Origin of the sequence: Paludibacterium sp. B53371 (assembly GCF_018802765.1) — a bacterium.
In the GTDB taxonomy this organism is placed as follows: Bacteria; Pseudomonadota; Gammaproteobacteria; order Burkholderiales; family Chromobacteriaceae; genus Paludibacterium.
This window is the reverse complement of record NZ_CP069163.1, coordinates 3162823-3185223: the sequence shown is the minus strand read 5'-3', so window position 1 is coordinate 3185223 and position 22401 is coordinate 3162823. Positions and strand designations below refer to the sequence as shown.

The following is a 22401-nucleotide window of genomic DNA, read 5'->3' as shown; positions in this document are numbered from 1 at the left end:
ACTTGTTCAGCGGGTCCCTAGCGGTAATTGTTCAGAATGCGCTCGTACTCGCCATTGCCCTGAATGATCTTCAGCCCCTGATTGAAGGTCTCGCACAGTGACTGGCTGCGACAGGCCAGCTGATACGTGGTGGGCGGGAACAAATGGAAGATGTCGACCGGTTGCGGTTTTTCGTGAAATTGCAGCGCCTGTTTGCGATCCATCCACTGAAAAATGCGCCGGTCGCTCACCACCACATCGATGGCGCCGCGATAGAGCAGGCGGTTCTGGTTGATCTGATCGGCGGTCTCGGCATAGTGCGGATTGCGCCAGGCCAGGGCACGAAACTCGCTGCCCAGATAATGGGTGGCATTGGGAAATGCCAGGATATTCAGTCCTTCCAGATCATGGATCTGTGCCAGCTTCAGCTGACGCTGCTTCAGCGCGATGGCCACATCCTCGTAAGCGACATAGGTATTGGAGAAAAAGGCATGCACGCCAGACTGGCGTCCCAGCGTGGCGACTGCCTCGATCTCGCTTTGCTCCAGCGCACTGGGCAGCCTGGGCTGAGACAGATACTGCGGCGTGACCGCAATGCCCCGGGCGGCAAACGCGGCACGGATGATATCCACCTCGATGCCATTATTGCTGTCCACCATCACATAAGGCTCAAGCGACTCGCCGAAGGCCACCCGAATGGCCGTGCCGGCACCCGCCGGCAGGCAGGTCCCCAGCCACAGCCACGAGCAGAGAAGAGCACGCACCGCAGACCGCATGAATGAGCTCCCGATTCGTTCTTCACTTCATCATAGAACAAGCCATCATGCCTGCGAGGGCAGGGAAATGCTATATGGATTTATTGGGAAGATAATTTATTTATTTGAACTTTCGAACACTGCATAAGTTTTGCAGGCGGGCTGCAACACCTGCCAGACCCCTTCAAAACCTGCCGGAATCACGAAGTGGTCACCGGCATGCAGTTCGATACTGTGCCCCAGATGATCGGTCAGGCGGACATGCCCTTCCAGCAGGGTGCAGAACTCATGCTCCGAGTATTTGACGCGCCAGCTGCCCAGCCCGCCGCGCCAGATGCCGGCATGAAACTGACCACTCGGATCCGAATAGTGATGGGCGACTTGTTGCTGGCAGGCCCCTTCGATGCGACGATCATCTGCCGCGGTGAATGACTCTTCAGCAACAGCATGCCGCTGGAACACAATGATGTCTTTGGTCTGTTTCATGCGATGCTCCCTGTCTGTTTAATTGTTTAAACAGATTGTCATGGTTTATGACGAACTGCAAGCAGGGAGAACGGTGGCCAATCAGCCCAGAGCGACCCTGGCCCGACCGGCCTCCTTGGCCTGATACAGCGCCTTGTCGGCACGTGACAGCAGGGTATCGAAGCGGCGGTCTTCCGCCGTAAGCGTGGCCACCCCGATCGAGCAGGAAAAATGAATGCGTTCCTGGTATTCCGGCACCGGGACCGCCATGTCGAGAATGCGCGCCAGCAGACGCTGTGCGACCTCTCCCGCCTCGGCCAGCGGGGTGTGCGGCAACAGAATGGCAAACTCCTCCCCGCCCAGTCGCCCCATCAGGTCTTCCTTGCGCAACAGCGGCGCCGATTCGCGGCACAGCGTGCGCAGCACATCGTCGCCCGTCGAATGACCATAGCGGTCATTGATGGCCTTGAAATGATCCAGATCCAGCATCAGCACCGACAAAGGCTGTGGATAACGCCGTGCGCGGGCAACCTCCTTTTCCAGCGCCTGCAGGAAATTGCCCCGGTTGGCGATGCCGGTCAGGCTGTCGAGCCGGGCCTCGCGCAACAACGCGGCCTCCAGTTTCTTGCGTTCCGTCACGTCGCGTGCCGAGGCCCAGATCAGCGACTGACCATCAATCTGCACCGCCGTGGTGGTGATTTCGGCATCCCACAGTGAGCCGTCGACATGGCGCATGGTGGTTTGCAGGATCAGCGGCTGTTCACGGTGATTCTGCAGCAGTTTGAGCACCTTCGACTGATCCAGATTGGCCGACCAGTCCCAGATGCGCGTACCCTGAATCGCCTCACTGCTGCTGGCCCCGATCTGCTTGAGAAAACCGTCGCTGACTTCCAGAAAATTGCCCTGCCGGTCCAGCACCACCGTGCCGTCGGCACCATGCCGCAACAGCATCTGGTAGTGCTCACTCTTCAGCCGCAGCGCCTCCATCGTCTCGTGGTGCAGCAGCAACTGGCCGGTGAGATCGCTGACGCGGTCGATCATGGCAAAGTCTTCTTGCCCAGGCACGCAGGGATGAGGGTGATAAATGGCAAAGGCCCCCAGCAGGCGCTCGCCGCTCAGAATCGGCTGCGACCAGCAACTGCCGAGCGCATATTGCACCGCCAGCTCACGAAAATTGACCCAGTAAGGATGCTGCGCGAGATCGCTGGCGATCACCCGCTGGTGTGAGTAGGCGGCACTGCCGCAAGAGCCGACCCCCGGTCCGATCGCCACCCCCTCGATGGCGGCCAGATAGCCGGCCGGCAGACTGGGGGCCGAGAGCAGATGCAGATGCTTCCCCTGGCGATCCGGCGCCATGATCGAGCACATCACCCCGGGATGCTCGGCCTCAATCCCCTGCAGCAGCGTATCCAGCACCGTCACCAGCGGTGTATTGGCGCTGGCCAGATGCAATACCCGATTATGCAGCGCCAGCTGATGTTCGGCGGCTTGCAGACGGTTTTCCTGCTGCATGTGCCGCAACTCTGCCCCCAGACGCACACACAGCTCGGTCAGCAGGGTTTGCAGCCAGTCGGGCAGCGCAGTGGCGCCGGCAAAACCGAGGAACAGATGCCCGTCGCACAGACCCTCGGCATTCAGCAGCGGAAAACCATGATAGCTGTCGCACCCCTCGACCTGGCCCTGAGGGAAGGACGCGGCTAGACCGCTGACCAGCGCCAGCGGCTGACCGCGATAGACCAGCTCGCAGGGACGCCCGGCCAGCAGAAAACTGTCGCCATTGGCCGGACTGGCCGCCACCACCCGTACCCGCGTCACCGGTTGATCGATGGCGCGCGTCACCATCACCCGCTGCGCCTGCAGCGTCTGCGCCAGCCATGGCACCACCGTGCGCAGATAATCAGCCCCAACCGGCGCATAGCTGATACGCCACAGCGCTTGCTGCAGCGTCGACGGATTCAGGGCGTCGATGACAGTTTGCATGCTCGTTCACTATCGTTAATTCATACCAATTTATAGCTCGAAATGACCTTGGAATCATGTAGAAATGGATCAGGTTCCCACCCCGGAGACAGCGGCAGGCGATCCAGATCAAATGCAGGGCGCATCACGGCGCCAGCGCCGTCAGCACGGCGTTAGAATCCTCCCATGACCCCTTGAAAGCCGTGCCTCATGTCCCATCCTGTGTCGCCCCACAGCACCACCTATTACATGGGCTTTACCCATCAACAGTGCGAATACCTGCCCTGCCACCAGGGCGTGAAGCAGGAGTTCAACTGCCTGTTCTGCTACTGTCCGCTGGTCAACCTGCAATGTCCCGGCCCCTTCCGCATCTACCATGACCGTCAGGGTGTCGGTCGCAAGGATTGCAGCGATTGCAAACTGCCGCACAACGGCTATGCCCGCTCCTGGCAACTGATGCAGAAATGGTTGCAAGACCCGCAACCCTGGGACGGATTGCCGCGCGACAGCAAATCCTGAACGATGCTGATGTAATATGACTGGGTGATCACACTCATTCTCCGGAGGCCGCATGTCCCTGAACATCCGCCCGGCGCACATCGAAGACGCCGCCCTGATTCTCGGTTTCATCCGCGAACTGGCCATCTACGAAAAAGCCGAACATGAAGTCGTGGCCACCCAGGCCGACATCGAACGCACGCTGTTCGCCCACGATGGTCCGGCCCATGCGCTGATCGTCGAGTCGGACGGTATCCACATCGGCTTTGCCGTCTACTTCTACAGCTACTCCACCTGGCTGGGACGCAAGGGGCTGTATCTGGAAGATCTGTACATCTCGCCCGCCCACCGCGGCAATGGCGCCGGCAAGCAAGTGCTGCGCTATCTGGCGCAACTGGCCGTGTCGCAGCGGTGCGGGCGTTTCGAGTGGAGTGTGCTGGACTGGAACGAACCGGCGATCCGCTTTTACCAATCCATCGGTGCCGCACCACAGGATGAATGGGTCCGCTACCGCATGGCCGGGGATGGCCTGAAGCGCTTTGCCCTGGGAGAGGAATGAGGCATGGCCAGCGTCACCCATCTGCAGGACAACACCTTTCTGGCCCGTGACCGCCATGGCCACGCCGTGCTGATCGATGCCGACGCCCATGGCGCCCCCTGTCCCACCGAACTGCTGGTGATGGCCCTGGGGGCCTGCTGCAGCACCGATCTGGTCAACGGCCTGAGCGAGGCGGGCGGGCAGGTCGAGTCCTGTCAGCTGACCACGCACGAAACCCTGCGCGAGGCCGAGCCAAGGATCTACACCGACATCGAACTGGTCTTCGACATCCGCGCGCAGGGGGTGGACGAGGCGCTGGTCAGCCAGGTGCTGGCGGCGGCACTGCAGCGGCAGTGCCATGTCTGCCTGATGCTCGGCGGCAGCATCCGCCTGAGCACCCGCTTTACCCTCAACGCCGGCTGATCCGACCGTTCAGGGCTGCCGCTCGTCGGCCAGCAGCCCGTACTTCAGATCGTCATACCACTGATCGTGCAGCCGGAATTGCGCCCGCAGCCGGCCTTCCAGCCGGAAACCCAGCTTTTCCAGCAAACGCGCCGAGGCCTGATTGCCGCCGGTGACCGTGGCCGATACCTTGTGGACGCCACAGTCGTCGAAGGCAAACTGCACCACCCGGCGCGTGGCCTCCTGCGCCAGCCCCTGGCCCTGGCTGTCCGGCATGAACATATAGCCCAGCTCGGCCGGACCCTGCGGCGCGAACTCCAGCCGGAAGCCATGCAGGCCGATCGGCTCGCCGCTGTCGCGCAGGCGTACCACCAGCGTCAGCCATTGTCCGCAAGACGGTTGCCAGAGCGGCACCCGCTCCGCCAGGCGCCGATCGCACTCCGCATCATCACGCACGGCATCGATATAGTGCATGACCTGCGGCAGGCGGTTGATCCGCAGATAAAAATCCCGGTCCTGCAGGCTGATCTGCCGCATGACCAGGCGCTCGGTGACCAGTTCTATCGGATCCATCTTGTCTCCTGATGATTTAAGACCCGCGTGCCAGACGGTCAATCACGCTGACGCCACGGCGAATAGCCTGCTCGGCCACCCCGGCATAGCCAATCACCAGCCCCGGGGCAGGCGGCGTGCCGCGATAGTGCCGGCCCAGCCCGGCCAGCCAGATTCCCTGTGCCGCGGCCTGACGACACAGCGCCGCCTCGTCCAGTCCGGCCGGCAGGGTGGCCAGCAAATGCATGCCGGCATGACCGGACGACCATTGCCACTCACTGGCGACCGTTTCCGCCACCGCCCGGCGCAGCACCAGCTGGCGCTCCTGATAAAGCTCGCGCATGCGGCGGATGTGCCGGGCGAACAGACCACTGTCGATAAATTCGGCCAGTGCGCCCTGCAGCGGGTAGTGGCCTTCCGGACACAGCCGGGTATTGGCGGCGCGAAAGGCATCGACCAGCCCGGGCGGCACCACCAGATAGCCGGTCCGCAGACCCGGATACATCACCTTGCTCAGCGTGCCGAGATAGATCACCCGCTGGTCACTGGCCAGTCCCTGCAGCGCCGGCAGCGGTGCTGAGCTATAACGAAACTCACTGTCATAGTCATCCTCGATGACCCAGGCGCCGTGCAGCTGGGCATGGGCCAGCAGGCTCAACCGCCGCGCCAGCGGCATGGTGACCCCGCAGGGATACTGATATGACGGTGTGGTATAGATCAGGCGCGGAGCACGCGGGTCGTCAATCTGCTGCGGATTGAGCCCGTGCGCATCGACCGGCGCGGCCACACTGCTCAGACCCGCCATCTCGAAAGCCGCCCGCGCCCCCTGGTAGCCAGGCTCCTCCAGCCAGACCACCTCGCCGGGACTGGCCAGCAGCAGCGCACACAATGACAGCGAATGCTGCGTGCCATGGGTGATCAGAATCTGCTCCGGGGAGCAGTGCACCGCGCGTGACATTTGCAGATAGTCGGCCAGGGCACGTCGCAGCGCCAGCAGACCGCCGCCGGCCTGATAGTTCAGATCCTGCAAGGGGGTCAGCCGCTGGTGGCGTGCCAGCAACTGCTGCCATTGCCGGTGTGGAAACGCCCGCATCTCCGGGATGCAGGGCACAAACGCGCCCTGATAGTCATCCTCGCGCAGCGTCAGCGCCGCCAGCGACTGCCCGCGGGCCGACAGGCCGGGATGATGGCTGGCAGGGCGGGGCGCCACGGCAGGGGCCTGGAACAGCGAACTGACAAACGTGCCGGCGCCATGACGCGTTTCCAGATAGCCCTCGGCCAGCAGCTGCTCATAAGCATCCAGCACCGTATTGCGACCGAGTTGCAGACTGCGCGCCAGATCACGGCTGGCCGGCAAACGGCTGTCGGCCGTCAGCTTGCCCTCGCTGATCCATTGTCGCAGCCAGCGTGCCAATTGACGTGCCAGCCCCTCCTTGCTCTGGCGCTGCAGCACGGTGGCCAGCGCCTCACTGATCCAGGCAGACTGCAAAGTGGCTCCCTCCGGTAATGTCATGGTGGCTCTTCTACAGAACCTGTACAGATTTATATCATGACTACATGGAGAACTGGCTGACAATCCATCGGGAGAAAACCATGATGACGCAAATCGCTTTTTACCAGGCCAAGCTGGCTTACGAGACCGACAGCTGGGATGTGTTCGAATCCCTGCAGCGCGGCGAACCGCTGTTGCTGATCGATGGCCGCTCGCCCGAGGCCTTTGCCCGCGAAAGCATCCCGGGCGCCCTCAACCTGCCCCATCGCCGCATCAGCGCCGAAACCACCGCCCAACTGCCGCGCGACCATCTGCTGGTCGCCTTCTGCGATGGCATCGGTTGCAATGGCTCCACCCGCACCGCCCTCAAACTGGCTGAGCTGGGATTCCGGGTCAAGGAACTGCAGGGCGGCATCGACTGGTGGAAGCGGGATGGTTATGCCACCACCGCCACCCCTGGCCGTCAGGTTCAATGCGGTTGCGAGGGTTGAGCATGCGCTACGACGATCTGGGACGCCCGCTGGGCGAAGAAGTCCCCGGCTGGCAGGGGGCACAGTCACCCGAGCGGCTTACCCTGTCGGGCCGGTTATGCCGGCTCGAACCCTTCCGCGTGGCGCAGCATGGTGCCGGACTGCGTGCCGCCCTGGCGCCGGATCTTGCCGGCTGGGCCTATCTGACCCCGCCGCCACAGAGCGATGCCGAATGGGATCAATGGTTGCAGGGCTGTGAACAAAGCCAGGACCCGCTGCGTTTTGCCATCATTGAGCAGGCCAGCAACCAGGTGGTCGGTACCGCATCCTATCTGCGCATCAACCCGCCTGATGGCTCGATCGAAGTCGGCTGGCTGCACTTTTCGCCACAGATGAAGCGACAGCCGATCGCCACCGAGGCCATGTATCTGATGATGCGCCAGGCCTTTGCCTGGGGGTACCGCCGCTACGAATGGAAGTGCAATCAGCTCAACGCCGCCTCAATGCGGGCGGCCGAACGACTGGGCTTCACCTACGAAGGGACCTTCCGCCAGGCTCGGGTCAATTGGGGCCTCAATCGCGATACCGCCTGGTTCAGCCTGCTGGACCATGAATGGCCGGCCGTCCGCGCCGCACTGGAAGCCTGGCTGGCACCGGACAATTTTGCTGCCGACGGCCAGCAGCGCCGCCGCTTGCAGAGCCTGCGCTGACACCTCGCCAAAGAAAAAGCCGGAAGCAAATGCTTCCGGCTTTTTTTGTCTGTGCAGACGTTGATCAGGCGTGGATGCCGGCCAGTTCGGCGGTATCGCGCGCGATCATGCACTCTTCATTGGTGTTGACCACCACGGCGACCGGGCTGCCGGCCGCGGTGATCACCCCGGCCTTGCCACGGATGGCGGCTTCATTGGCGGCTTCGTCGATCTTGAAGCCGAAGATGCTCAGGTGAGCCAGGGTCTTGGCACGCAGCAGCGAAGAGTTCTCGCCGATCCCGCCGGTGAAGACCAGGGCATCCAGACGCTGCAGCGAGGTGGCCAGACCACCGACCAGACGGGCCAGGCGATGCGCGAACATGTCCAGCGCCAGGATGGCGTCTGCGTTACCTGCCGCAGCCGCTTCTTCCAGCGCGCGACAGTCGCTCGACACACCGGAAATGCCCAGCAGGCCACTCTGCTTGTTCAGCAGCGTATCGATGCCGTCCAGATCCAGGTTTTCGCGGCGGGCGATGTAGGTGACGGCAGCCGGGTCGATGTCACCGGAACGGGTGCCCATGATCAGGCCTTCCAGTGGGGTCATGCCCATGGTGGTGTCGACACACTGGCCGTTGCGCACCGCGGTGGCCGAGGCGCCATTGCCCAGGTGGCAGATGATGATGCCGTGTTCGGCCGGATCCAGATCCAGCACGCGGATGGTTTCACCGGTCACATAGCGGCAGCTGGTGCCGTGCATGCCGTAGCGGCGCACGTGATAGTCGGTGTAGAAGCGCTTGGCGACGGCGTAGCGATAGACCGCCGGCTGCATGGTCTGATGGAAGGCGGTATCGAACACCACCACCTGCTTCAGTTGCGGGAAGGCCTTCTGGGCCGCGCGGATACCGACCAGGTGACCCGGGTTATGCAGCGGAGCCAGTTCACAGCATTCCTCGATCCCGGCCAGCACTTCTTCGGTGACCAGCGCCGAAGCGGTGAAGCGCTCGCCGCCATGCACGATGCGGTGGCCGATCGCGGCCACCTTGGACAGCAGATCACGTTCCGCCAGGTAGCGGGTCAGCACTTCCATGGCTTCGGCATGACGACCGCCATTCAGGCTTTGCGTCGACTTGCCTTCTTCGCCCTTGATGATGATGCGCGAATCTTCCAACCCCAGGCATTCGGCCAGGCCGGACAGGATCGGATCGGTCGAGCCGACCGGTTGCAGGGCAAACTTCAGCGAGGAGCTGCCGCAGTTGATGACCAGAATCAGTGGAGTAGCCGTCGTCATTTTTAGGTACCTACGAAGCGTTGAGTTGGGTGATCAGAGTGGAATCAACAGGGCTCAGGTGACTTTCAGTCCCTGAGCTGCAAACAGTGCCCGGGCCCTGGCGATCTGCTCGGCCGTCGGTACCGGTGTATCTTTCAGTTCATAGTTCATGCCGAGCTGCGCCCATTTGTCCATGCCCAACTGGTGGAACGGCAGCACTTCAACGCGCTCGACCGTCGGCCCCAGATCGGCGACAAAGCGCGCCAGACGCTCGATATCGGCGTCGCCATCGGTCAGGCCGGGCACCAGCACATAGCGGATCCACATCTTCTTGCCCAGGCGCTGCAGGCGGCGGGCAAAATCCAGGGTCGGCTGCAGCGGCTGGCCGGTCAGCGCCTGATAGCGCTCAGGGTCGCTGTGCTTGATGTCGAGCATGACCAGATCGACATTTTCCAGCCAGGCATCATCGATGTTCTCGTGCAGGAAGCCCTGGGTATCCAGTGCCGTGTGCAGGCCGAACTGCTGCTTGATGGCCGTGAACAGGGCGCCGACGAACTCGGCCTGCATCAGTGGCTCGCCACCGGAAACCGTTACGCCGCCGGCGAACTTGAGGAATTTGGCATACGGTGCCACTTCCGCCAGAGCCTGCTCCACCGTGACCTGGCGCCCATGATGCAGCTTCCAGGTGTCGGGATTATGGCAATACAGGCAGCGGAACTGACAGCCGGAGGTAAAGAAGACGAAGCGCATGCCCGGTCCATCGACACCGGCACCGCTTTCGGTCGAATGCAAATAGCCGATGGGCGGCGTTGGGGAGGATGTACTCATGACAGCTTCCGAAACAGACGTCTATGACAAAAAGCCGGGGCAGGAAGCCCCGGCCATCTACAACAATATTACATCTTGGCGTGGAAAGTGCGGTTGATCACATCCAGCTGCTGCTCGCGCGTCAGCTTGATGAAGTTCACCGCATAGCCGGACACGCGGATGGTCAGCTGCGGATACAGCTCCGGATGTTCCATCGCGTCGAGCAGGGTTTCACGCTTGAACACGTTCACGTTCACATGGAAGCCACCGGCAGCGGTGAAGCCGTCCAGGCAGTTCGACATGTTGGCAATGCGTTCTTCTGCCGTGTGACCCAGTGCATCCGGGGTTGCCGAAGCGGTCCAGCTGATGCCGTCCAGCGCAGCTTCGTACGGCAGCTTGGCCACCGAAGCACCTGCCGCCACAAAGCCCTTCACGTCACGACCGTTCATCGGGTTGGCACCCGGCGCAAACGGTTCGCCGGCGCGGCGGCCGCACGGGGTGTTACCGGTCTTCTTGCCATACACCACGTTGGAGGTGATGGTCAGTACCGACTGGGTCGGCATGGCATTGCGATAGAAGTACGGTTGCGCCTTGATCTTGTTCATGAAGGTTTCGGTCAGCCATACCGCGATGCTGTCCGCACGGTCATCGTTGTTGCCGTAGGCCGGATACTCGCCTTCGATCTTGTAATCGACGGCCAGGCCATCTTCGTTGCGGATGATGTGAACCTTGGCATGCTTCACGGCCGAGATCGAGTCGGCAGCCACCGACAGACCGGCGATACCGCAGGCCATGGTGCGCAGGATGTCGCGGTCATGCAGCGCCATCTCGATACGCTCGTAAGCGTACTTGTCGTGCATGTAATGAATGCAGTTCAGCGCCTTGACGTAGGTGGCGGCCAGCCAGTCCATCATCAGGTCGAACTTCGGCATCAGTTCTTCATAGGTCAGCACATCGCCCTTGATCGGTTCGAAACCGCGGGCAACCACGGCGCCGGACTTCTCGTCCACCCCACCGTTGATGGCGTACAGCATGGCCTTGGCCAGGTTGGCACGGGCACCGAAGAACTGCATCTGCTTGCCGATACGCATGGCCGACACGCAGCAGGCGATACCGTAGTCATCACCCCAGTGCGGGCGCATCAGATCGTCGTTTTCGTACTGGATCGAGCTGGTGTCGATCGAGACCTTGGAGCAGAAGTCCTTGAAGCCTTGCGGCAGCTCGGTCGACCACAGCACGGTCAGGTTCGGCTCCGGTGCCGGGCCCAGGTTGTACAGGGTGTTCAGGAAACGGAAGCTGCTCTTCGAGACCAGCGGACGGCCATCTTCGCCCATGCCGCCGATACTTTCGGTCACCCAGGTCGGATCGCCGGAGAACAGTTGATCGTATTCCGGGGTACGCAGGAAGCGCACGATACGCAGCTTGATCACCAGATCATCGATCATTTCCTGCGCTTGCTGTTCGGTGAGGACACCGGCTTCCAGGTCACGCTGGATGTAAACGTCGAGGAAGGTCGACACGCGGCCGAACGACATGGCGGCACCGTTTTGCTCCTTGACGGCAGCCAGGTAGGCGAAATACACCCACTGGATGGCTTCGCGGGCATTGGCAGCCGGGCGGCCGATGTCATAGCCGTACTTGGCGGCCATTTCCTTCAGCTCTTCCAGGGCGCGGAATTGTTCCGACAGCTCTTCGCGCTGACGCAGGATGTCGTCATTGAAGACGGCGTCGTTCAGTTCCTTGAACAGGCGCTGACGATCCGACTTCAGGAAGTCGATGCCGTACAGGGCAACACGGCGATAGTCGCCGATGATACGGCCGCGGCCATAGGCATCCGGCAGACCGGTGATCACGCCCGACTTGCGGCACGCCATGATTTCCGGGGTGTAGACATCAAACACACCCTGGTTGTGGCTCTTGCGATGGTGAGTCCAGATGTCCTTGATGATCGGGTCGAGATGGAAGCCGAAAGCTTCCAGACCGTTTTCGACCATGCGCAGACCGCCGTTCGGCATGATGGCGCGCTTGAGCGGGGCATCGGTCTGCAGACCGACGATCAGTTCGCTTTGCTGGTCAATGTAGCCAGCGTCATGTGCCGTGATGCTGGAGGCGCGGTCAGCCGAAACATCCAGCACGCCGCGTGCACGTTCTTCCTTCAGCAACTCACCCAGCTTGTCCCACAGCGCCTTGGTGCGCTCGGTGGCCGGAGCCAGGAAATCGGCATTGCCTTCATACGGGGTGTAGTTGAGTTGAATGAAGTTACGTACGTCGACCGAAGTCTGCCAGTTGCCAGAGACAAAACTGTGCCAGGGGTCGGCGTCAATCGCGTTGCGAGTCAGGGCTTCCATTACCGCCTCCAATTTCGATTTCGAAACAAAATGTCATCTTACGAACTCAATATAAATTCGAAAACGAACATTGTGTTTGATTTGGGTCAAGCAAATGCCAAGCGTGTGGCATTTCTTGTGAGATCCGAACACGGATTTTCGTTTGTGCTGGCCGGGTCGGCCAGGCATGAACATATTGAAATGACAGGGTTTATGTCGCTTTTGGTGATATCGATCCATCGGAACGGACACCAGAAAAGGCGCCATGTTCGATTCGTCCTTCGGGGGCGATGTATCGTGCAAAAACGCGACAGGAAATTGTGCAATGCGACAACCCGCCATGGCCAAATTCTCGCCGATTTCGGCTTTGTAAGGCGAGGGATATTTCGTTTTTATTCGATTTCGAACTTTGACGGCGGCGCGAATACAACATGCCACGACAAACTATGCGTCATGAACATAGGGTCATACTCTACAAGTTGCGAATTTATATAGTGTTTTTTGCTGCGCTTGCAGCACTTTTATAGTTTGATAACCGTCAAAAGACACTTTGATAATTGCATTCGTTTGTGAACGTACTGGCTAGAATGACGCCAAGCTTTGAAGTAAAGATTTCCCCATGCACCGGGACAATCAGCGATAAGGCACGGCAGTCATTCTGACCGACAGGAGCGAAGATTCCGCGGCAGGGCTGTGACAGGGAGTGACTTCGCTCAGGAGAGGACAAGCATGTCCCGTACGACAACACAGACGCTGACCCCCGCCCGGTCCCGACGCGCCGCTGGCGCATGGACACGCCATGACACCACCTGGATGCTGGGCCTGTACGGCACCGCCATTGGTGCCGGCACCCTGTTCCTGCCCATCAATGCCGGCATCGGCGGCTTGTGGCCATTGCTCTTCATGTGCCTGCTGGCCTTGCCACTGACCTATTTCGCCCACCGCGGCCTGAGCCGCTTCGTGCTGTCCGGCTCGACCCGCGACGGCGACATCACCGAAGTGGTGGAAGAACACTTCGGCCTGACCGCCGGCAAGCTGATCACCCTGCTGTACTTCTTCGCCATCTACCCGATCCTGCTGGTCTACAGTGTGGCCATCACCAATACCGTACTGTCCTTCCTCAACCACCAGCTGGGCATCGATGTCGGCAGCGGCCTGTCCACCCGCGCCGTGTTCTCGCTGGCACTGATCCTCGGCCTGATGTCGGTCGTGCGCCTGGGGGGCGCCTTCATCGTCAAGGCCATGAGCATCCTGGTCTACCCCTTTGTCTGCGCGCTGATGCTGCTGGCCCTCTATCTGATCCCGAACTGGAGCACTGCCGTCATCACCCAGTCCGGCAGCCTGGGCGATGCCCTCGGCCATGGCAGCTTCTGGCACACCCTGTGGCTGGTGATCCCGGTGATGGTGTTCTCCTTCAACCACTCGCCGATCATCTCGTCCTTCGCCGTCGACCAGAAACGCCTGCACCACGACAACCCGGATGCCGCCGCCAACCGCACCCTGCTGCGCGCCCACCTGCTGATGGTGCTGTCGGTCATGCTGTTCGTGTTCAGCTGCGTCTTCAGCCTGACCCCGGCCGACCTGATGATGGCCAAGGAACAGAATATTTCCATCCTGTCCTACCTGGCCAACCACTTCCAGAATCCGATGATCGCCTGGATGGCCCCGCTGATCGCCATGATTGCCATCAGCAAGTCCTTCCTCGGCCATTATCTCGGCGCCAAGGAGGGCATGAACGGCCTGATGCTCAAGGCCCTGCGCCAGCGTGGCAAGACGGTGTCACCGGCCCGGCTCGATCGTTACACCGCCATCTTCATGATCATCACCTGCTGGGCCGTGGCGACCTTCAACCCCAGCATACTCGGCATGATCGAGACCCTGGGCGGCCCGGTGATTGCCCTGCTGCTGTTCCTGATGCCGATGTACGCCATCCGCAAGGTACCGGCCATGCGCCGTTACGCCGGCCAGCCCAGTAACGTTTTTGTGGTGGTGATCGGACTGATCGCCATCTCGGCTATTTTTTACAAACTGTTTGTCTGAGTCCGGCAGCCCCGTCCAGCCGGACGGGGGCCGGCGAGTCATTAAAGGATCCGCATCATGTTCAGCATGGTAGACATCTACAAGATTGGCGTCGGCCCCTCCAGCTCTCATACGGTTGGCCCGATGAAAGCCGGCTTCGAATTTCTGGCGGCATTGCGTGCCACCGGACGCTTCGCCGACATCACCCGACTGCATGTCGAATGCCATGGCTCGCTGGCACTGACCGGCAAGGGGCACTGCACCGACAGCGCCATCATCATGGGTCTGACCGGCAGCCTGCCGGAAAACGTCGACATCGACAGCATCCCGCGCGTGGTGGCCGAAGTCGGTCGCACCGGCTCGATGCTGCTCGGCCCGGAACAACGCCGTGTCAACTTTGCGCTCGACTTCATCCCCGACAATCTGCCGCTGCACGAAAACGGCATGCAGATCCATGCCTTTGCCGGTGACAGCAAGGTCCTGTCCAAGACCTACTACTCTATCGGCGGCGGCTTCATCGTCGAGGCCGAGCACTTCAACCAGAGCCTGTGCAGCAGCATCCAGGTGCCGCACCACTTCCACAACGCCCAGGAAATGATCGACATGTGCAATGCCAGCGGCCTGTCGATTGCCGCCCTGGTGATGGAAAACGAACTGGCCGTGCACAGCGAGGCCGAGCTGCGTGCGCACTTCCGCCATGTCTGGCAAGTGATGGAAAGCAGCATGGAGCGCGGCATGCGCACCGAAGGCAATATGCCCGGCCCGATGCATATCCCGCGTCGTGCCCCGTCGCTGTACCGCATGCTGGGCAGCAACCTCAATCTGGCCAACGACCCGATGAGCGTGCTCGACTGGGTCAATATGTACGCCATGGCCATGGCCGAAGAAAACGCGGCCGGCGGCCGCGTGGTGACCGCGCCGACCAACGGCGCCTGCGGGGTGGTGCCGGCCGTGCTGGCCTACTACAACCGCTTCATCACCCCGCTGGATGAAGACAGTGCCCTGCGCTACTTCCTCTCCTCCGGCGCCATCGGCTGCCTGTTCAAGCTCAACGCCTCCATCTCCGGCGCCGAAGTCGGCTGCCAGGGCGAAATCGGCGTGGCCTGCTCGATGGCCGCCGCCGGTCTGACTGAACTGATGGGCGGCAGCCCGGAACAGGTCGGCATGGCGGCAGAAATCGCCATGGAGCACAACCTGGGCCTGACCTGCGACCCGGTCGGCGGTCAGGTGCAGATCCCCTGCGTCGAACGCAATGCCATTGCCGCCGTCAAGGCCATCAATGCTGCGCGCATGGCCCTGCATCGCTCCAGCCGTCCCAAGGTCTCGCTCGACAAGGTGATTGCCGCCATGTACGAAACCGGCAAGGACATGAACTCGAAATACCGCGAAACCTCCTGCGGTGGCCTGGCCCGCCAGCTGGTGCCGGACGAGATGATCATCCCGATCCAGCCTGTACGCGAACCGGCTGCCGTTTGAGTCAGCCCCCCACAAAACCCCGGGCTAAAGCTCGGGGTTTTGCTTTGTTGACACATCAGACCATTGGTATAGTCGATTATCATTCTCGATCGCCAGGCCTGATATGTCGCTACCTGATGCCGCTTCACCCGGCCCGTCGCTGGGCGCCTTCACCCTCTCGATCCCCATCGCCATGGGCTATGTCCCGCTCGGCATGGTGTATGGCTTCCTGTTCGTCAAAGCCGGTGCCGCCTGGTGGCTGGCCACCCTGGCCAGCGTGCTGGTGTTTGCCGGTGCGGCCCAGTACATGGCCATCCCCCTCCTGGCCGCCGGCGTGCCGATCAGCACCCTGGCCTTTGCCACCCTGGTGATCAATCTGCGCCACCTCTTCTACGGCCTGTCGCTGCTGGACCACATGCCGCGCGGACGTGCGGCTCGCGCCTATCTGGCCTGGGCGCTGACCGACGAGACCTACTCGGTACTGACCAGCCTGCCGGCCCGCACCGCCGATCGCAAACTGGTCGGCATCGCCCTGCTCAACCATGGCTGGTGGGTGCTGGGTGCCACCCTGGGCGCACTGATCGGAGCCCGGGCGCAGATCAGCCTCAAGGGGCTGGACTTCACTGTTGCCGCGCTGTTTGCCATGCTGGCCATCGAGCAATGGCGCTCGACCCGTCAACCGCTGCCCATCCTCTGTGCCGTCGCCAGCTACGCCCTGGCGCAGTGGTGGCTGCCGGCACAGGCACTGGCCGTGGCCATCGGCCTGTGCCTGCTGGCCGCCATCGTGCAAGCCGAACTCGCCACCCGCAGGAGTGCCGCATGATCGACCCGAGCTACGCTGTTCCCGCCATCATCGCCATGGGGCTGGTGACCTTTGCCCTGCGCGCCTTGCCCTTTGTCGCCGCACCACTGCTGCGCCGCTACCCGGAGATCGACCGCCTCGGCCGCTTCCTGCCGCCGGCCATCATGACCCTGCTGGTGCTGCATACCCTGCATGGCAGCGCCCACGACAATCCGCAATCCGGCCCTTGGGCGGAAATCGTCTCGGCGGCGCTGGTGATGGTGGTGCAGTACCGCTGGAAGCATCCCTTGCTGAGCATTGCGGCGGGGACGGTGTTGTATGTGGTGTGGCGCAATCTGGGGTGAGTGGATCGAAGCCGTAGAACGAGCAGACCGGCTTTGTTGCATAAATCGGCGGAGGATTGAGCTTCCCCTTTCCCCAGGCGGATTTATGCAACAAAGCCCATGCAGTATGGAAGAGTGGCCGTAGATGGCTGGCAGTTGGAAATTAAACCACCGCGAGCGGCTGGGGAGCTTCCAACGGTTATTCGTGCGAGATATTTAGGGTCTAATTGAATGGATATTGAAATTTCAAATCCTATTAAAATGCAATTCGATTTGCAAGAAGTCGATGATCACCTCCCGTCGTTGAAATTTGCTGTGGGTTTAATTACAAGCAAATTTGGCTTTGATTTGAATGTGAAAACTGGTGTTTGGATTGAGTGCCAAAGCTTTGATAATTTTGTTAAAGAGCTGGGTGCTGGTCGGCGAGCATCCTTAATTGATATTGAAAATAATTTCATGCTCGAAATTGATTTTAGCTCACACCGGTTAAATTGGTCGCTTAAAAAAAATGGACTTGATGGTGGCGAGGTAATGGTCTCAGGACAGGAATCATTAACGGTAGATGCTTGCAGTGCCATATACAATTCATTTTTCAACTATCCAAAGTGGTGGTAGTTAATTTTGTGATGTTATTTCTGCAAACTCCGCGGTCACATCTGGTAAAACGGCAAATGCTGCAACCCCTCTTGGGTGGCTTTGTTGCACAAATCACGGCCCGATACGGCGGGGTAGAATGACGGCATGAGCAAGCCCACCCCGCCAAAGTACAAAACCACGAACTGGAAAGCCTACAACGCAGCGTTCAAAGCGCGCTGTTCATTGATGATCTGGCTGGACCGTGGCATGAACTGGCAGGGCAGTCCGCTCGGCAAGCGCGGGCGTATGCAGACCTCAGCGATGCCGCCATTCAGTTCTGCCTGACGATCAAATGCCTGTCTAATTTTGCACTCCGACAAGCGGTGGGCATGGTGCGAAGCTAGCTCAGCCTGGTGGGGCTGGATTGGCCAACGCCGCCCAGATCAGCCACAGCGGGCAGGCCGGGCGCGGGGATAACGACAACTGACGTCATGATCAGCGCGCCCTGAATCTGGGCGGCAGCGATTGACCTCCTCCTGTCATCGCCGCACACATCGCGCAAAAACGGGGGCCGGTAGAACACCGGCCCCCGTGGCATTGAACGCGAGTGGTTGATTCGCCTCAGGCGCGGGCAGCGGCCTCTTGCTGTTGCAGACGAACCCCCTTCGGATCACGGGCCAGCAGTTGCTTCCACTTGCCCAGTGCCGAGATCAGGATCACCACACCCAGCACCAGCATGATGGCCGAGATGGTGGCGTTGAACACGCTGTAGCCCTTGGCTGCCGGGTTCAGATACACATGGCTGATCATCCAGAAGCCGGCGTAGTTGACCGTGACGTACAGGTAGGCCAGCGGGACCAGGCAGGTCAGCATGTAGCCGCGGTTGTGCGACAAACGCAGGATGATGGTGGCACCGATGATCAGGCCGATCGAGGCCATCAGCTGGTTCGATACCCCGAACAGTGCCCATACCGAGTTGATGTCGCCCGACATCAGCAGATAGCCCCACAGGGCGCAGGCCAGCACGCTGGCGCCGATGGCACCGGGCATCCAGTCAATCTTCTTCAGCGGGGCGTAGAAATCGCCGCCGAAGTCCTGAATCAGATAACGCGCTACACGGGTACCGGAGTCGACCGCGGTCAGGATGAATACCGCTTCGAACATCACCACGAACTGGAAGAAGTACGAGGCCAGCCTGGAGAACCACGGAATGCTGGTGAAGATCGACGACATGCCGACGGCCAGTGTGACGGCACCACCGGTACGGCCGGTCAGATCCAGGCCGATTTCCTGGCTCAGGCGCGGCAGGTCAACCACTTGCATGCCCAGGTGAGAGAAGGCAGCCGGGGTGGCGTTGATGGCGAAGTAGTCGGCCGGGTGCAGCGACGTGGCGGCGATCAGGGCCATCACACCGACGACACACTCGGCCAGCATGGCGCCAAAGCCGACCGGCAGCAGGTCCTTCCAGTTATCCACCAGCTTGGGAGTGGTACCGGAGCCGATGAAGGCGTGGAAACCCGAGATGGCACCGCAGGCGATGGTGATCGAGATGAACGGCCAGACCGGACCGCTGATCACCGGGCCACCACCATGGATGAACTGGGTCAGGGCCGGGAACTGGATGGTCGGGTTGATGAACACCACCCCCACCACCAGGGCGCCAAACACACCGATCTTCATGAAGCTCGACAGGTAGCCGCGCGGGGTCAGCAGCATCCACACCGGCAGGGCGGTGGCGAAGAAGGCGTAGATCGGCAGGGCCAGCGACACGGTCTGGGCATGCAGCGTCAGCCAGTCACCCAGCAGCGTCCCCTGAATATGCGGGCCGATCAGCACACAGGCCAGGATGGCAGCGATGCCGACATAGGTGGCGATCTTGCTGCTGCCGAAGAACTTCTCGTACAGGCCGAGGCAGATGGCGATCGGAATGGTCATGAACACCGCAAAGGTGCCCCAGGCATTACGTTCCAGCGCGTGCACCACCACCATCGACAGACCGGCCATGGTAATGGTGATGATGAACAGCATGGCCAGACCGGTGCACCAGCCGGCCACCGGGCCGAGTTCGCTCTTGGCCACTTCCGACAGCGACTTGCCCTGATGCTTCATCGAGGCAAACAGTACCACGGTGTCGTGTACGGCCCCGCCGATGACGGCGCCGATCAGCAGCCAGAGGAAGCCCGGCAGGTAGCCGAACTGGGCGGCCAGGACCGGGCCGACCAGCGGGCCGGCGGCGGCGATGGCGGCAAAGTGCTGGCCGAAGTTGACCCATTTCTTGGTCGGGACATAGTTCTTGCCGTCTTCCAGCAGATGGGACGGCGTGGCTTGATTGTTTTCACAACCCAGCACCTTGCGCGTGAAGAACACACCGTAGAAACGGTAGCAGATGGCAAGGATGCAGAGGGTCGCGATGACGAAGGTAATCGCGTGATTCATGATCGGTCTCCCTGGATGATCTCAGGGGTCACTGTAAGACGATCAAAATCCAGCTCAAGCAGTTCCTGACCAAGCGGTCATTGCCCGGGGCTGAGCGGTCGGATTCGGCCGCCAAGCGGTTTCAGTCAGCGATGCCGACGCGCTGCTTGAGCGGCTTGAGATAGCGGCGGCTGACCGGGACCAGATGGCCGTTGCGCGCCAGAATGTCGGCGGCACCGGCTTCGCCCAGGCGGATTTCTGCCACGGCATCCAGGTTGACCAGGTACTGGCGGTGACAGCGCACCAGCGGCGATTTCTCTTCCAGTGTGCGCAGGGTCAGTTCGGTGAAGTGCTCCTGGCCGGCATGGTCGACCACGAACACCCCGCTGACGCGCGAGCCGACGTATTCGATGTCCGGCAGCTTGAGCAGCAGGATCTTGCCGGCCCCTTGGCAGGGCACATAGCTCAGGGTTTGTCCCGGGGTCAGCAGGTTGAGGGGCTGGTGCGCGCCTTGCTCGCGCCGCAGCCTTTCGAGGGTCTTGGCCAGTCGTGCCGGTTCGGCCGGCTTGAGCAGGTAGTCGAAGGCATTTTCCTCGAAGGCTTTCAGGGCGTACTCATCGTAGGCGGTGAGGAACACGATGTGCGGCATGTGCTCCGGGTCGAGCATGGCCAGCATCTCCAGCCCGCTGATGCGCGGCATCTGGATGTCGAGGAACACCACATCCGGCTTGAGGCGGTGAATGGCGGCAATGGCCTCGATGGCGTTGCTGCACTCGCCCATGACCGTGATGTCTGGCGCCTGGTCCAGCAGCAGGCGCAGTTCCTCGCGCGCCAGCGGTTCATCGTCCACGATCAGCACGTTCATGCCACAGCCTCCCTCTGCAAGGGCAAGTGAATATCCACACGGGTGGTGCGGTCTGGCTCGCACTGTACCGACAGCCCGTAACGTTCGCCAAAGCGCGCCTTGATGCGCCGGTCGACCAGGTTCATGCCCAGACCGTCCTTGCTGATGCTGGGTTTGTACAGGCCGGCGTTGTCCTCGACCCAGATCAGCAGGCCGTCGTTCTGCAGGGCCGAGCCGATTTCGATTCGCCCCTGACCCAGCAGCTGGGCGGTGCCGTGCTTGACGGCATTCTCGACAATCGGCTGCAGCGAGAAGGCCGGCAGCAGGCTGTTGAGTGTGTCCGGTTCGAAGACAAAGACCACCTGCAGCTTGTCGGCAAAACGGGCCTGCTGGATTTTCAGGTAGGCATTGACGTGCTCGATTTCGTCGGCCAGCGTCACTTCCTCGGTCTGACGCTTGAGGTTTTTGCGGAAGAAGGTCGACAGGTGCTGGACCAGTTGCCGCGCCTGCTCCGGGTCGCGCCGGATCACTGCCGACAGGGTGTTGAGGGCGTTGAACAGGAAGTGTGGGTTGACCTGGGCATGCAGCAGCTTGAGTTCGGTCTGCGCCAGCAGCTGGTGCTGGGCATCGAAGCGACCGGCCAGGATCTGGGTCGACAGCAGGCGGGCGATGCCTTCGCCCAGAGTCAGGTTGATCGCCGAGATCAGTTTGTTCTTGGGCTCATACAGCTTGATCGTGCCGATGACGCGATCGCTCTCGCCCCGCAACGGAATCACCAGGGTGGAGCCCAGCCGGCAGTGTGGCGAGATCGAGCACTGGTAGGGGGTTTCCGCGCCGTCGGCAAACACCACGCGGTTTTCGCTGATGGCGCGGTGGGTATGCGGTGAGGTGATGGGCTGGCCGGTCAGGTGGTGGTCGTCGCCGATGCCGATGAAGGCCAGCAGCTTGTCGCGGTCGGTGATGGCCACAGCGCCGACGCCCAGTTCTTCGTAGATGATGCGTGCCACCCGCAGGCTGTTTTCGGCATTGAAGCCCTGGCGCAGCACGCCCTCGGCGCGCGCGGCGATCTTCAGGGCCTTGCTGGAGAAGCTGCTGGAGTATTTTTCGATGATCACCCGGCGGTCGAGCAAAATGCGCATGAACATGCCGGCACCCAGCGAGTTGGCAATGGTCATGGGCAGGGCGATGTGCTTGACCAGGTCGAGGGCGGCGGCAAAGGGATGGGCCAGCAGCAGGATGATCAGCATCTGCATGATTTCGGCGCAGAAGGCGGTACCGGCCACCACCAGCGGGTTAAACAGGCGCTCGCGCTGGCCGCGCCGGTTCAGATAGCTGTGCACCATCCCGCCCAGCAGGCCTTCGGCGACGGTGGAGACCATGCAGGCAAAGGCCGAGAAGCCGCCAAGGGTGTAGCGGTGGATGCCGCCGGTCAGGCCGACGGCAAAGCCGACCAGCGGTCCGCCCATGATGCCGCCCAGTACGGCGCCGGTGGCGCGGGTGTTGGCAATCGAATCGTTGATGTGAAAGCCGAAGTAGGTGCCCATGATGCAGAAGGCGGAGAACACCAGGTAGCACACCACCTTGTAGGGCAGGCGGAAGGTGCCGGCCGCCAGTGGCGCGAACAGGGGGGTCTTGCTCATCAGGTAGGCAATGACCAGATAGACGCACATCTGCTGCATCAGCAGCAGGATCTCGGTGAGTTGATAAGCGATCATGCCGACGATGGGGTCTTCCATTGGGGGTAGCTCATGTCGTCATGGTAGCACC

Annotated in this window: 22 protein-coding genes; 11 read left to right on the top strand and 11 right to left on the bottom strand. The window is 61.4% G+C overall.

Annotated features, from left to right (window positions below):
- Nucleotides 1-17: 17 nt before the first annotated feature.
- The 3 genes from JNO51_RS15170 to JNO51_RS15160 form a co-directional block, all read right to left on the bottom strand.
- On the bottom strand, nt 18-755 hold the full coding sequence (locus tag JNO51_RS15170) for an ABC transporter substrate-binding protein (RefSeq protein WP_215778891.1): 738 nt from the start codon (nt 753-755) through the stop codon (nt 18-20).
- Nucleotides 756-851: 96 nt separating this feature from the next.
- Nucleotides 852-1220: a cupin domain-containing protein gene (locus JNO51_RS15165; RefSeq protein WP_215778887.1), complete on the bottom strand. Its 369-nt coding sequence runs from the start codon at nt 1218-1220 to the stop codon at nt 852-854.
- Between the two features lie 81 nt (nt 1221-1301).
- On the bottom strand, nt 1302-3179 hold the full coding sequence (locus JNO51_RS15160) for a diguanylate cyclase (RefSeq protein WP_215778885.1): 1878 nt from the start codon (nt 3177-3179) through the stop codon (nt 1302-1304).
- A 189-nt stretch (nt 3180-3368) separates the two neighbouring features.
- Here JNO51_RS15160 and JNO51_RS15155 point away from each other — a divergent pair, with 189 nt between their 5' ends.
- The 3 genes from JNO51_RS15155 to JNO51_RS15145 are packed head-to-tail and all read left to right on the top strand — an operon-like array spanning nt 3369 to nt 4617.
- Complete coding sequence (locus JNO51_RS15155) at nt 3369-3677, top strand: cysteine-rich small domain-containing protein (protein WP_215778883.1); 309 nt, start codon at nt 3369-3371, stop codon at nt 3675-3677.
- Between the two features lie 52 nt (nt 3678-3729).
- A complete protein-coding gene (locus tag JNO51_RS15150; protein ID WP_215778880.1) occupies nt 3730-4215 on the top strand; it encodes a GNAT family N-acetyltransferase in 486 nt (161 codons plus the stop codon).
- 3 nt (nt 4216-4218) lie between these two features.
- Nucleotides 4219-4617 (top strand): OsmC family protein, encoded by a 399-nt coding sequence (locus JNO51_RS15145; RefSeq protein WP_215778878.1) that lies wholly within the window; start codon nt 4219-4221, stop codon nt 4615-4617.
- Between the two features lie 9 nt (nt 4618-4626).
- Here JNO51_RS15145 and JNO51_RS15140 read toward each other — a convergent pair whose 3' ends face one another.
- Both JNO51_RS15140 and JNO51_RS15135 read right to left on the bottom strand, forming a co-directional pair.
- The gene (locus tag JNO51_RS15140; RefSeq protein ID WP_215778875.1) at nt 4627-5169 is read right to left on the bottom strand and encodes a GNAT family N-acetyltransferase; all 543 of its coding nucleotides are present in this window, start codon (nt 5167-5169) and stop codon (nt 4627-4629) included.
- 16 nt (nt 5170-5185) lie between these two features.
- Complete coding sequence (locus JNO51_RS15135; RefSeq protein WP_252346111.1) at nt 5186-6661, bottom strand: PLP-dependent aminotransferase family protein; 1476 nt, start codon at nt 6659-6661, stop codon at nt 5186-5188.
- Between the two features lie 80 nt (nt 6662-6741).
- Here JNO51_RS15135 and JNO51_RS15130 point away from each other — a divergent pair, with 80 nt between their 5' ends.
- Together JNO51_RS15130 and JNO51_RS15125 are read left to right on the top strand one after the other, a co-directional pair.
- Nucleotides 6742-7131 (top strand): rhodanese-like domain-containing protein, encoded by a 390-nt coding sequence (locus JNO51_RS15130; protein WP_215778873.1) that lies wholly within the window; start codon nt 6742-6744, stop codon nt 7129-7131.
- A gap of 2 nt (nt 7132-7133) precedes the next feature.
- Complete coding sequence (locus JNO51_RS15125) at nt 7134-7820, top strand: GNAT family N-acetyltransferase (RefSeq protein ID WP_215778870.1); 687 nt, start codon at nt 7134-7136, stop codon at nt 7818-7820.
- Nucleotides 7821-7884: 64 nt separating this feature from the next.
- On the opposite strand, the gene JNO51_RS15120 is transcribed toward JNO51_RS15125, so the two are convergent.
- The 3 genes from JNO51_RS15120 to pflB form a co-directional block, all read right to left on the bottom strand.
- The gene (locus JNO51_RS15120; RefSeq protein WP_215778868.1) at nt 7885-9087 is read right to left on the bottom strand and encodes an acetate/propionate family kinase; all 1203 of its coding nucleotides are present in this window, start codon (nt 9085-9087) and stop codon (nt 7885-7887) included.
- 54 nt (nt 9088-9141) lie between these two features.
- Nucleotides 9142-9894, bottom strand: coding sequence for a pyruvate formate-lyase-activating protein (gene pflA / locus JNO51_RS15115; protein ID WP_215778866.1), 753 nt, complete (start codon nt 9892-9894; stop codon nt 9142-9144).
- Nucleotides 9895-9962: 68 nt separating this feature from the next.
- Complete coding sequence (gene pflB / locus JNO51_RS15110; protein ID WP_215778864.1) at nt 9963-12221, bottom strand: formate C-acetyltransferase; 2259 nt, start codon at nt 12219-12221, stop codon at nt 9963-9965.
- Between the two features lie 708 nt (nt 12222-12929).
- Here pflB and JNO51_RS15105 point away from each other — a divergent pair.
- The 6 genes from JNO51_RS15105 (at nt 12930) to JNO51_RS15080 (ending at nt 17779) form a co-directional block, all read left to right on the top strand.
- Complete coding sequence (locus tag JNO51_RS15105) at nt 12930-14240, top strand: HAAAP family serine/threonine permease (protein WP_215778862.1); 1311 nt, start codon at nt 12930-12932, stop codon at nt 14238-14240.
- A 57-nt stretch (nt 14241-14297) separates the two neighbouring features.
- Nucleotides 14298-15695, top strand: coding sequence for an L-serine ammonia-lyase (locus tag JNO51_RS15100; RefSeq protein WP_215778860.1), 1398 nt, complete (start codon nt 14298-14300; stop codon nt 15693-15695).
- Nucleotides 15696-15798: 103 nt separating this feature from the next.
- Nucleotides 15799-16497 carry an AzlC family ABC transporter permease gene (locus tag JNO51_RS15095; RefSeq protein WP_215778857.1) on the top strand — a complete coding sequence of 233 codons (699 nt, stop codon included), beginning with the start codon at nt 15799-15801 and terminating at the stop codon, nt 16495-16497.
- A complete protein-coding gene (locus tag JNO51_RS15090; RefSeq protein ID WP_215778855.1) occupies nt 16494-16820 on the top strand; it encodes a branched-chain amino acid transporter permease in 327 nt (108 codons plus the stop codon). The genes JNO51_RS15095 and JNO51_RS15090 overlap by 4 nt, the downstream gene beginning before the upstream one ends.
- Nucleotides 16821-17030: 210 nt before the next feature.
- Nucleotides 17031-17414 (top strand): hypothetical protein, encoded by a 384-nt coding sequence (locus JNO51_RS15085; protein ID WP_215778853.1) that lies wholly within the window; start codon nt 17031-17033, stop codon nt 17412-17414.
- A gap of 164 nt (nt 17415-17578) precedes the next feature.
- Nucleotides 17579-17779, top strand: a complete 201-nt coding sequence (locus JNO51_RS15080) for a transposase (protein WP_215782748.1) — start codon at nt 17579-17581, stop codon at nt 17777-17779.
- A 217-nt stretch (nt 17780-17996) separates the two neighbouring features.
- Here JNO51_RS15080 and JNO51_RS15075 read toward each other — a convergent pair whose 3' ends face one another.
- The 3 genes from JNO51_RS15075 to JNO51_RS15065 all read right to left on the bottom strand — a co-directional run bounded on the left by JNO51_RS15075 (nt 17997) and on the right by JNO51_RS15065 (nt 22370).
- Nucleotides 17997-19811, bottom strand: coding sequence for a carbon starvation protein A (locus tag JNO51_RS15075; RefSeq protein WP_215778851.1), 1815 nt, complete (start codon nt 19809-19811; stop codon nt 17997-17999).
- A gap of 121 nt (nt 19812-19932) precedes the next feature.
- Nucleotides 19933-20655, bottom strand: coding sequence for a two-component system response regulator BtsR (gene btsR / locus JNO51_RS15070; protein ID WP_215778848.1), 723 nt, complete (start codon nt 20653-20655; stop codon nt 19933-19935).
- Complete coding sequence (locus JNO51_RS15065) at nt 20652-22370, bottom strand: sensor histidine kinase (RefSeq protein WP_252346110.1); 1719 nt, start codon at nt 22368-22370, stop codon at nt 20652-20654. The genes btsR and JNO51_RS15065 overlap by 4 nt, the downstream gene beginning before the upstream one ends.
- Nucleotides 22371-22401: the final 31 nt, after the last annotated feature.